Origin of the sequence: Streptomyces sp. SCPE 10, from assembly GCF_051980735.1 — a bacterium.
GTDB classification, from domain to species: domain Bacteria; phylum Actinomycetota; class Actinomycetes; order Streptomycetales; family Streptomycetaceae; genus Streptomyces; species Streptomyces misionensis.
This window is the reverse complement of record NZ_CP197069.1, coordinates 5,276,525-5,287,928: the sequence shown is the minus strand read 5'-3', so window position 1 is coordinate 5,287,928 and position 11,404 is coordinate 5,276,525. Positions and strand designations below refer to the sequence as shown.

The window sequence follows — 11,404 nt, the reverse complement described above, 5'->3', positions numbered from 1 at the left end:
TGGACATGACGAACACCGCTCGACAGCAGCCACGGGTCTCCTTCAACAACTGGGGGCCCTGGGCGCTGCTGGGCGTCAGCGTCGTCGCGGCGGCCATGTCCGCCCGGGTGACCGGCATGGACCGCACCGGGGCGATCGTGTCGGTGGTGCTGGTGCCCGCGGCCGTCGTGCTCCAGGGGTGCTGGGCGTGGGTGAGGCGAAAACAGCCGGCCCCGAGCCGGACGGGCGTGTGCCTCTACGCCCTGCGCTGGGCCATCGGCTTTCTGCTGACCTGGGCCAACCCGTTCTTCGCCTTCTACGCGGTGACCGGCTACTACACCGCCGGCCTCGACCTGCCCCGCCGCCTGGTGCTGCCCGGCCTGTTCCTGACCGCCGTCACCATGTCGGGCAGCGAGATCGGCGGCTGGCCGCCGCACGGGCTGGTCCTGTGGCTCGGCTTCTTCCTCGTCCTCGCCGTCAACATGGGCATGGTCAGCGTGTTCACCCGGTACGCCCGGCAGGAGCAGGAGCATGCCATGGTGCAGGCCGACACCATCGGCGAGCTGGAGCGCACCAACGCGGCGTTGCAGCGGGCGCTGGACGAGAACGCCGCACTGCACGCCCAGTTGCTGGTGCAGGCCCGGGAGGCGGGCGTCGCGGACGAGCGGCGGCGGCTCGCCGCCGAGATCCACGACACCATCGCGCAGGGCCTGACCGGCATCATCGCCCAGCTCCAAGTGGTGGCCGGGGCCCCCGACCTGGCCACCGCCCGCACCCATCTGGAGAGCGCCGCCGCGCTGGCCCGGCACAGCCTGGGCGAGGCCCGGCGCTCGGTGCACAATCTGGCCCCGGTCGAGCTGGCCGCCGCCGGGCTGCCCGAGGCGCTGCACAAGACGGTCGCCGAGTGGGGCGAACGCACCGGTGTGCGGGCCGAGTTCACCGTCACCGGCACCGCCGAGACGCTGCACGAGGAGGTCTCGGCGACGCTGCTGCGGATCGCGCAGGAGGCACTGTCCAACGCGGCCCGGCACGCCCGCGCGAGCCGTCTCGGCCTCACCCTGTCGTTCATGGGCGACGAGGTCAGCCTGGACATCCGCGACGACGGCATCGGCTTCGACCCGGCCGCCGTCCCCGCCCGCACCCGGGCCGGCGGCTTCGGCCTGGACGGCATGCGGGCGCGCGCCGAGCGGATCGCGGGCACGCTCACCGTGGAGTCGGAACCGGGGCACGGCACGGCGGTGTCGGCTCGCGTACCGTTGGTCCGCGATGACCAGTGAATCCCTCATCACGCTGCTGATCGTCGACGACCACCCGGTGGTCCGCGACGGGCTGCGGGGCATGTTCGAGTCGGCGCCCGGCTTCCGGGTGCTCGGCGAGGCCGCGAGCGGCCCGGAGGGGGTGGCCCGGGCGGCGGAACTGGACCCCGACGTCGTCTTGATGGACCTGCGCATGCCGGGCGGCTCCGGCGTGGCCGCGATCCGCGAGCTGACCCGGCGCGGCGCCCGCGCCAAGGTGCTGGTCCTCACCACGTACGACACCGATTCCGACACCCTGCCCGCGATCGAGGCGGGCGCCACCGGCTACCTCCTCAAGGACGCCCCGCGCGAGGAGCTGTTCACCGCGGTGCGCGCCGCCGCCGAGGGCCGTACGGTGCTCTCCCCCGCCATCGCCTCCCGGCTGGTGCGGGCGGTCCGCGCCCCCGCCCCCGGCAACGAGCCGCTGTCCGCCCGCGAGCGCGAGGTCCTCGCCCTGGTCGCCAAGGGCACCGCCAACCGCGAGATCGCCCGCGAGCTCTTCATCAGCGAGGCCACGGTCAAGACCCACCTGACCCACCTGTACGCCAAGCTGGGCGTCAACGACCGCGCGGCGGCGGTGGCGGTGGCGTACGACCGGGGGATCCTCGGCTAGGGCCTCTCGTTTGGGCCAGGGCCCGCAAGCGGCGCGCTTATTCGATGGATCCGCCGCCGTCGCCCCCACTACCGTCGGCATCTCCCGGAAGGTCCCAGGCGAGCGGGGGGTCGGATGGTCGACGCGTACGAGGATCCGGGGACGCCCGACACGCGCGGTGGCTGGTGGTACCTGTGGTGGCTGGTGGCGCGGCAGCCGGGGCGGGCGGCGGCCGGGGCGGTCCTCGGCATCGTGTGGATGACGCTGCTGGCCGCGCAGCCGTACCTGATGCAACGGGCGGTGGACGGCGCTCTGGTGCCCGGGCGGCTGGGGGCGCTGGCCGGGTGGGCCGGGGTGATGCTCGCGGTGGGGGCGGTGACCGCCTGGCTGAGCATCCTGCGGCACCGGACGATGACCCGGCTGCGCATGGACGCCGGTTTCCGTACGGCGAAGGTGGTCGTGGGGCATGTGGTGCGGCTGGGCGCCGCGCTGTCCGACCGGACCGGGGCCGGCGAGGTGGTGACGATCGGCGTCGGCGACGTGAAGTCCGTCTCGGACGCGCTGACCATGGTCGGGCCGGGCGTCGGCTCGCTCGTCTTCTACGGGGTGGTGGCCGGGCTGCTGGTGACGGTGTCCCCGCTGCTCGCCCTGGTGGTGCTGCTCGGTCTGCCGGTGCTCGCCCTGGTCACCGGCCCGCTCACGCGCCGGTTGCAGGGCGTGGAGAGCGAGTACCGGGAGCGGCAGGCCGTGCTCACCGCCCGGATCGCCGATCTCGCGGGCGGGCTGCGGGTGCTGGGCGGCCTCGGCGGCAAGGGGCTGGTCGCGGACGCCTTCCGCGCGGACTCGCGGCGGCTGCTCGACCAGGGCTACCGGGTGGGCGCGGTGGCCAGCTGGGTACAGGCGCTCGCCGTGGGCCTGCCCACCCTGTTCCTCGCCGTCGTCGCCTGGCTGGCGGCCCGGATGACGGCCCAGGGCGAGCTGAGCGTGGGCCAGCTGGTCGCCGTGTACGGCTATGTCGCGGTGCTGGTGGGTCCGGTGACGTTCTTCGTGGAGATGGCCTACGACCTCAACCGGGGCGTGGTCGCCGCGCGTCGTGTCGTGGGGCTGCTGCGGCTGGCACCCGACCCGGACGAGGGCACGCTGCCCGCGCCCGCGGGACCGGCCGAACTGTACGACCCCGCCTCCGGGTTGCGGGTGGCGCCGGGCCGGCTGACCGCACTGGCCGCCGCCCGCCCCGCCGACGCCACCGCCGTCGTCGACCGGCTCGGCCGCTACGGCCCGACCGACGCCACCTGGGGCGGGGTCCGGCTGGACGCGATCCCACTGGCCGAGGTGCGTCATCGCATCCTGGTCGCGGACCACGAGGCGTACCTCTTCGCCGGACCGCTGCGCGACATGCTGGCCACGGGGCGCCTGGCCGGCGAGGGCGGGGAGGTGACCGGTGACGGCCTGCGCCGGGCGGTGCACACGGCCGCCGCGGAGGATGTCGTGCGCGCGCTGCCCGACGGTCTGGACTCGGTGGTCTCCGGGCAGGGCCGCAGCCTGTCCGGCGGGCAGCGGCAACGGCTGCGGCTGGTGCGGGCGCTGCTGGCCGATCCCGAGGTGCTGCTGGCCGTCGAGCCGACCTCCGCGCTGGACGCGCACACCGAGGCGACGGTGGCCGGGCGCCTGCGCGCGGCCCGGGACGGCCGCACCACCCTGGTCACCAGCACCTCCCCACTCGTACTCGACCAGGCGGACACCGTGGTGTTCCTGGCCGACGGCAAGGTCGTCGCGAGCGGCCCGCACCGGCGGCTGCTGGCCGAAGAACCGGGCTACCGCGCCCTGGTGGCCCGCGACACAGGCATCACCGGCACGGAGGCGACCACCCCATGACCACGGACGAGACGCTGCTGCCGGTCGCCGGGCGGGCGCAGGTGCGGCGGGCGGTGGCGCGGTTGGTGCGGGCCGATCGGGGGGCGTTCGCCGGGACGCTGTCACTGAACGTGCTCGCCGCGGCCGCGGGGCTCGCCGGGCCGTGGCTGGTCGGCCGGATCGTCGACGAGGTGCGGGCCGGGCGCGGGGTCGGCGCGGTGGACCGGCTGGCCCTGTGGATCCTGCTGTGCGCGCTGGCCCAGCTGGTGCTGGCCCGCTGGGCGCGCCGGGCGGGCTACCGGTTCGGCGAGCGGACGCTGGCGCGGGTGCGCGAGGGGTACGTCGACCGGGTGCTGGCGCTGCCCGCCGCCGTGGTGGAGCGGGCCGGCACCGGCGATCTGACCGCGCGCGGCACGGCGGATGTGACGGCCGTCGGCGACACCCTGCGGGACGCGGGCCCGGAGCTGCTGGTGAACAGCGTGCAGGCGCTGTTCGTGCTGGGCGCGGTGTTCGCCCTCGATCCGCTGCTCGGTGCGTTCGGGGTGCTCGGGCTGACCCCGATCTGGCTGGTGCTGCGCTGGTACCTGCGGCGGGCCCGGGACGGCTATCTCGCCGAGGGCGCGGCAGGATCCGCGGTCGCGGAGATCATCGCGACGACGGCCGAGGGCGCCCGTACCGTCGAGGCGTTCGGTCTCGCCGGGCGGCGGATCGCGGCGAGCCGGGACGCCCTCGACCGGTCCCGGCGGGCCCGGCTGTACACGCTGTTCCTGCGCACGGTGTTCTTCCCGGCGGTCGAGACGACGTACACCGTCCCGACGGTCGGCGTGCTGCTGCTCGGCGGCTGGCTGTACACGCGGGGCGCGGTCGGGGTCGGCGCGGTGGTGGCGGCGGCGCTGTATCTGCGCCAGCTGGTGGAGCCGTTGGACCAGATCCTGATGCGGGTGGAGCAGATGCAGTCCAGCGGTGCCTCGTTCGCCCGGGTGGAGGGGCTGGCCCCGGCGCCCGGCGGCGCGGCGGACGGCGACGGCGCGAGGCCCGTGGACGACCGGATCGAGGTGCGCGGTGTGCGCTACGCCTACGAGCACGGCGACGAGGTGCTGCGCGGGGTGGACCTGGCCGTGCGCCCCGGTGAACGCCTCGCCGTGGTGGGCCCGTCGGGCGCCGGGAAGACCACGCTGAGCCGGCTGATCGCGGGCGTCGACCGGCCCGGGTGCGGCACGGTGACGGTGGGCGGGGTGCCGGTCGCCGGGCTGTCCCCGGAGCTGCTGCGCCGCCAGGTCGTCCTGGTCACCCAGGAGCACCATGTGTTCCTGGGCACCGTCCGGGACAACCTGCGCATCGCCGAACCGGACGCCACGGACGAGCGGTTGTGGGCGGCGCTCGCGGCCGTGGGCGCCGACGGCTGGGTCGGTGAGCTGCCCGAGGGGCTCGGCACCCGCCTCGGCGCCGGGGGCCACCCGACCGACGGCTCCCAGGCGCAGCAACTGGCGCTGGCCCGCGTGGTGCTGGCCGACCCGCACACGCTGATCCTGGACGAGGCGACCGCCCTGTTGGACCCGACGACGGCCCGGCACACCGAGCGCGCCCTCGCCGCCGTGCTGCGCGGCCGGACCGTCATCGCCGTGGCGCATCGCCTGCACACCGCGCACGACGCGGACCGGGTGGCGGTGATGGAGGGGGGCCGGCTGACCGAACTGGGGACCCACGAGGAGCTGGTGGCGGCCGGCGGCGCCTACGCGGCGCTGTGGCGGACGTGGCACGGGGACGCCCTCCGGCCATGACCGGTGGGCGAATCGGCCAACAACTCGGCCAACAACGAGGAACTTCCCGAGAACGGCTTTCGGCCACGCCTGACGGGGAGGCGCAAGACTGCCGGAACCTGACGTTCCTGTGAACCACTCCCCAAAGCCCTGGTAATTCAAGGTCATTGAGGGAAGCGAACCCCTCGGAGTACCCCTGTTCACACGCCCGCAACGTTTACTGGACGGTCGACTTCCAGCCAACATCACTTCAGGGTCATGACATGTACGCGCCCTTGATGTCACTCTCTCTCCACGCCGCAAGCAGCACAGCAGCTTCACAGCGAAATACTTCCCGGCCAGTAACCCCACGCTGACCGGTCTCCCCCACGAGAAGGAGCTTGCGTGAGCCCCCTCTACGCGCGTCACAAGCGCACCACCCTCGCCATCGCCACCGCCGTCGCCGCCGGAGCCCTGATCTCCGCCGGTATGGCCACGAGCGCCTCGGCCACCCCCGCCCCGGCCGCCGCCAAGGTGCCGGCCGCCGCCCCGGCGATGCTGTCCGCCTCGGCCCACACGTCGCTGATCAAGCAGGCGCAGGCCGACGCCCCCGAGACCGCGCAGCAGATAGGTCTCGGCGCCAAGGAGAAGCTGGTCGTCAAGGACGTCGTCAAGGACCTCGACGGCACGGTCCACACCCGCTACGAGCGCACCTACGCGGGCCTGCCGGTCCTCGGTGGCGACCTGGTCGTCCACACGTCCAAGACCGGCAAGACCGAGGGCGTCACCAAGGCGAACAAGGCGACCATCAAGGTGGCCTCGCTCACGCCCAAGCTCACCCCGGCCAAGGCCGAGAAGCAGGCCGTGTCCGCCGCCAAGACCCTCGGCTCCGCGCAGTCCACCGCGGACGGCGCCCGCAAGGTGATCTGGGCCGGCTCCGGCACGCCCGTCCTCGCCTACGAGACCGTCGTCGGCGGCCTCCAGGACGACGGCACCCCGAACCAGCTGCACGTCATCACCGACGCCGCCACCGGCAAGAAGCTCTTCGAGTACCAGGGCATCGAGAACGCGACCGGCACGGGCAAGACCCTCTACTCCGGCACCGTCAACCTCGACACCACCCTGTCGGGCTCGACGTACCAGCTCACCGACGCCACCCGCGGCGGCCACAGCACCTACAACCTGGCGCACAAGACGTCCGGCAAGGGCACGCTGTTCACCGACGCCGACAACGTGTGGGGCACCGGCGCCGCCTCCAGCTCCTCGACGGACCAGACGGCCGCCGCGGACGCCGCCTACGGCGCCCAGGAGACCTGGGACTTCTACAAGAACACCTTCGGCCGCAACGGCATCAAGAACAACGGTGTCGGCGCCTACTCCCGCGTCCACTACGGCAACTCGTACGTGAACGCGTTCTGGGACGACAGCTGCTTCTGCATGACGTACGGCGACGGCTCCGGGAACAACCACCCGCTGACCGCGCTGGACGTGGCCGGCCACGAGATGAGCCACGGTGTCACCTCCAACACCGCGGGCCTCAACTACAGCGGCGAGTCCGGCGGCCTGAACGAGGCCACCTCGGACATCTTCGGCACCGGCGTGGAGTTCTACGCCAACAACTCGACCGACAAGGGCGACTACCTCATCGGCGAGAAGATCAACATCAACGGCGACGGCACCCCGCTGCGCTACATGGACAAGCCCAGCAAGGACGGCGGCTCGGCGGACTACTGGTCCTCCTCCGTCGGCAACCTGGACGTCCACTACTCGTCCGGCGTCGCCAACCACTTCTTCTACCTGCTGTCCGAGGGCAGCGGCGCGAAGACGGTCAACGGAGTGTCGTACAACTCCCCGACCTACAACGGCTCCACGGTCACCGGCATCGGCCGGGACAAGGCGCTGCAGATCTGGTACAAGGCGCTGACGACGTACTTCACGTCGACCACCAACTACAAGTCGGCCCGCACGGGCACGCTGTCCGCGGCGTCCGCCCTGTACGGCTCCTCCAGCGCCGAGTACAAGGCGGTGGCGGCGGCCTGGTCGGCGGTCAACGTCAACTGACCCCCGCGCGGCGGTGACGAGGGCAGGACGGTGAAGAGGGCGGCACCCGGAGCGGATCTCCTCCGGGTGCCGCCCTACTCTTGGGCCCCATGTCCTCGGCACCCTTCACCTACGAACCGGTCGGAGCCACCCGCGACGACCTGACCTTCTGCCCGCCCGGCTACCGCCCCTTGCTGGCGCGCGCCCGCCTCGGCGAGGGCCGAAAGGTCTTCGACCGGGCCGCCGAGGCGGTCCTCACCTGGGAGATGCACCGCGCGATGGGCGTCGGCATAACCGCCGCCGCCGACCGCGCCGCCCCCGGCGTGGACGTCACGGTCTCCCTGGCCGGCCTGGTCAGGGCCCCCTGCCGGATCATCTGGACCACCGAGGAGCCGCGCCGCGCCGGCTGGGGCTACGGCACCCTCGACGGCCACCCCGAGTGCGGCGAGGAGGCCTTCGTCGTCGACCGCACCGGCGACGGCACGGTCTGGCTGACCGTCGCCGCGTTCAGCAAACCCGCCAGCTGGTACGCCAGGGCCGGCGGCCCCGCCACCCGGGGCCTGCAACACGCCTACGCCCGCCGCTGCGGCACGGCCCTGCGCAGGCTGTGCGAGGGACTGACGGAGGAGTGACCCGGCGCGCGCTGCCGGTCCTCCTGCTGACGCTCCTCTCGGCCGCCCTGCTGGCGGCGCACCTCTCCTTCGGCTCCGACAGCTACCGGGACTGCGCCTACGTCGGCCCGTCCATCCGGATGTACCTCACTTCCTGGGCCGGTCTCGCCTGCGCGCTCGGCGCCCTGCCGGCGTTCGCCCGACTGCCCCGGAGCGAACGCCGCGGACTCGCGCTGCCGTCCGTGGTGGCCGCCGTGCTGCTGACCCTCGCGACCCTGACGACCACCTACTGGCTGTACGCCCCCGACCCGGCCGGCGGGGACGACTGCTCGGGCCTCGCGCGGCTGATCACGTCGTGCCGGACCCTTCCCTGGCTTCCCTAGCGCAGCAACACCCCCGTCTGCTCCACCAGTTCGTCCGACGGCAGGGCCACCAGGCCCAGTTCCGCACCGGAGGCCAGCAGGCGGTGGGTGGGCAGGATGCGGACCGTGTAGCCGTAGGGGCCGGTGCGGTCGAGGGCGAGGGGGCCCTCGTAGAGGTGGCGGCCCTCCAGGTCGGGGGTGCCGGCCGGTTTCAGCGGGACGACGGTGGCGTCGGTGATGCGGTCCTGCGCGTCCACCCGCCCGGACACCGCCTGCACCTCCACGTCGTCGGGGGTCAGCCCCCCGAGGGCGACCCGGACCCGCAGACCCAGCGTCGTGCCCAGTTCGGCCGTGGCCGTGGTCTCGGTGGTCTCCACGTGGTCGACGCTCACCCCGTGCCAGGCCTCCCGCACCCGCGCCTTCCACCCGGCCAGCTCCCGCGCGGCGTCCGGGGTCAGCGCGCGGTGCGAGCGGGCGGCCGGGGTGTAGAGCCGGTCCACGTACTCCCGGACCATGCGGCCGGCCAGCACCTTGGGGCCGAGCAGGGTGAGGGTCTGGCGGACCATCTGGATCCAGCGGTCCGGCAGCCCGCCCCGGCCGCGCTCGTAGAAGCGCGGGGTGATCCGCTGCTCCAGCAGGTCGTACAGGGCCGCCGCCTCGATGTCGTCGCGCCGCTCCGGGTCCGTGCCGGGGCCGTCGGCGGTCGGGATGGCCCAGCCGAAGTCCGGCCGGAACCACTCGTCCCACCAGCCGTCGCGCACCGAGAGGTTCAGACAGCCGTTGAGCGCCGCCTTCATCCCGGAGGTGCCGCAGGCCTCCAGCGGGCGCAGCGGGTTGTTCAGCCAGACGTCGCAGCCCGGGTAGAGCTTCTGCGCCATCGCCATGCCGTAGTCGGGCAGGAAGACGATCCGGTGGCGCACCTCCGGGTCGTCGGCGAACCGGACCAGCTCCTGGACGAGGCGCTTGCCCCCGTCGTCGGCCGGGTGCGCCTTGCCCGCCACCACGATCTGCACCGGCCGCTCCGGGTGCAGCAGCAGCGCCCGCAGCCGGTCGCGGTCGCGGAGCATCAGGGTGAGCCGTTTGTACGACGGCACGCGCCGGGCGAAGCCGATCGTGAGCACGTCCGGGTCGAGCACGCCGTCGATCCAGCCCAGCTCGGCGTTGCCCGCCCCGCGTTGCCGCCAGGAGGCGCGCAGCCGCTCCCGTACCTCCAGCACCAGCTGTTCGCGCAGCGTGCGGCGCAGCTCCCAGACGTCCTGGTCCGGGATGTCCGCCGCCGCGTCCCAGCGCTCGGAACCGCCGACGCTCAGCGCGTCCTCGGCCCGCTGGGTGCCGATCTGCCGGGCGCCGAGCCGCAGCACCTCCGGGGCCACCCAGGTGGGCGCGTGCACCCCGTTGGTCACGGAGGTGATCGGCACCTCCTCGGCGTCGAATCCCGGCCAGAGTCCGGCGAACATCTCCCGGCTGACCCGGCCGTGCAGCAGCGACACCCCGTTGGCGCGCTGGGCCAGCCGCAGCCCCATCACGGCCATGTTGAACAGGTTCGGCTCGCCGCCCGGGTAGGTCTCCATGCCGAGCGCGAGGATGCGCGGGGTCTCGATGCCGGGCAGCTCGGCGTCCGGCCCGAAGTGCCGGGCGACCAGGTCCCGTTCGAAGCGGTCGATGCCGGCCGGGACGGGGGTGTGCGTGGTGAACACCGTGCCGCCCCGCACCGCCTCCAGCGCCGCGTCGAACTCCAGCCCGCGGGCGCACAGTTCGGCGATCCGCTCCAGGCCGAGGAAGCCGGCGTGCCCCTCGTTGGTGTGGAACACCTCGGGCTCCGGGTGCCCGGTGAGCCGGCAGTACGCGCGCACCGCGCGGACCCCTCCTATGCCCAGCAGCATCTCCTGGAGCAGCCGGTGCTCGCTGCCGCCGCCGTAGAGCCGGTCGGTGACGGAGCGTTCGCCGAGGTCGTTCTCCTCCACGTCGGAGTCGAGCAGCAGCAGCGGCACCCTGCCGACCTGGGCCAGCCAGATCCGGGCGCGCAGGGCCCGGCCGCCGGGCAGCGCGAGGGAGATCCGGGCACAGGTGCCGTCGGCCTCCTTCAGCTGGGTGAGGGGCAGTTCGTTGGGGTCGAGCACCGGGTAGTGCTCCTGCTGCCAGCCGTCGCGGGACAGGGTCTGCCGGAAGTAGCCGTGCCGGTACAGCAGTCCGACCCCGATCAGCGGCACCCCGAGGTCGCTGGCCGCCTTGAGGTGGTCGCCGGCGAGGATGCCGAGCCCGCCGGAGTACTGGGGCAGCGCGGCCGTGATGCCGAACTCCGGGGAGAAATAGGCCACCGCGGCGGGCAGGCCCTCGTTCTGGGCCTGGTACCAGCGGTCGCCGGTCAGATAGTCGTCCAGGTCGTCGGCGGCGGCGTTCAGCCGGCGCCGGAACCGCCGGTCCCCGGCCAGCTCGGCCAGCCGCGCGGGCCGCACCCGGCCGAGCAGCCGTACCGGGTCGCAGCCGGCCGCGGCCCATGCCTCGGGGTCGACGGACTGGAACAGATCGCGCGTTTCCGCGTGCCAGGACCAGCGCAGATTGTGCGCGAGGTCGCTCAGCGGCCGGAGGGGTTCGGGGAGAACGGGACGGACGGTGAACCGACGGATCGCCTTCACATTCCACCTCGGGCGCGTTATCGGGATGAGACGCACGGCGGGGCACGTCTCGTTCGTCCCTTCCGACGGTAGTGGTTACCGGGGCGTCGGTGGGGACGTACCACCGGGGGTGTCGGGGCGTGGGGAGGCGGCGCCGGGGCACTCGCGGAAGTGGGCCGGTCTTGCGGGTGGACATACGCGCGAGTAGTTAACAAAGTTCCGGATTGCCCACCCGAGAAGGGTGGGAAGGCTCCTCCATATCCACCCCACAGGTCGCGCCCAGCACCTCCCGCAGGACCCACCTCCCCATAGTCATC

At 73.4% G+C, this 11,404-nt stretch carries 8 protein-coding genes; 7 read left to right on the top strand and 1 reads right to left on the bottom strand.

The annotated features are described in order from the left end of the window. The first annotated feature begins 5 nt into the window (after positions 1 to 5). From ACSP97_RS24575 to ACSP97_RS24545, 7 genes are all read left to right on the top strand, one after another. Entirely contained in the window at positions 6 to 1,256 is a 1,251-nt protein-coding gene (locus ACSP97_RS24575; RefSeq protein ID WP_440554280.1) for a sensor histidine kinase, read from the top strand. Next, complete coding sequence (locus ACSP97_RS24570) at positions 1,246 to 1,887, top strand: response regulator transcription factor (protein ID WP_355151736.1); 642 nt, start codon at positions 1,246 to 1,248, stop codon at positions 1,885 to 1,887. The genes ACSP97_RS24575 and ACSP97_RS24570 overlap by 11 nt, the downstream gene beginning before the upstream one ends. A gap of 114 nt (positions 1,888 to 2,001) precedes the next feature. Then, complete coding sequence (locus tag ACSP97_RS24565) at positions 2,002 to 3,741, top strand: ABC transporter ATP-binding protein (RefSeq protein ID WP_440554278.1); 1,740 nt, start codon at positions 2,002 to 2,004, stop codon at positions 3,739 to 3,741. After that, on the top strand, positions 3,738 to 5,501 hold the full coding sequence (locus tag ACSP97_RS24560; protein ID WP_358273527.1) for an ABC transporter ATP-binding protein: 1,764 nt from the start codon (positions 3,738 to 3,740) through the stop codon (positions 5,499 to 5,501). Before ACSP97_RS24565 ends, ACSP97_RS24560 begins: the two co-directional genes overlap by 4 nt. 363 nt (positions 5,502 to 5,864) lie before the next feature. Continuing rightward, positions 5,865 to 7,520, top strand: a complete 1,656-nt coding sequence (locus tag ACSP97_RS24555; RefSeq protein WP_358273526.1) for a M4 family metallopeptidase — start codon at positions 5,865 to 5,867, stop codon at positions 7,518 to 7,520. 89 nt (positions 7,521 to 7,609) lie between these two features. Further along, positions 7,610 to 8,131, top strand: a complete 522-nt coding sequence (locus tag ACSP97_RS24550; protein WP_355151740.1) for a DUF1990 domain-containing protein — start codon at positions 7,610 to 7,612, stop codon at positions 8,129 to 8,131. Beyond that, on the top strand, positions 8,128 to 8,493 hold the full coding sequence (locus ACSP97_RS24545; RefSeq protein WP_382013196.1) for a hypothetical protein: 366 nt from the start codon (positions 8,128 to 8,130) through the stop codon (positions 8,491 to 8,493). Before ACSP97_RS24550 ends, ACSP97_RS24545 begins: the two co-directional genes overlap by 4 nt. Here the strand turns inward: ACSP97_RS24545 and ACSP97_RS24540 are convergent. Beyond that, complete coding sequence (locus ACSP97_RS24540; protein WP_355151742.1) at positions 8,490 to 11,108, bottom strand: glycosyltransferase family 1 protein; 2,619 nt, start codon at positions 11,106 to 11,108, stop codon at positions 8,490 to 8,492. The two genes, ACSP97_RS24545 and ACSP97_RS24540, sit on opposite strands and share 4 nt — an antisense overlap. Positions 11,109 to 11,404: the final 296 nt, after the last annotated feature.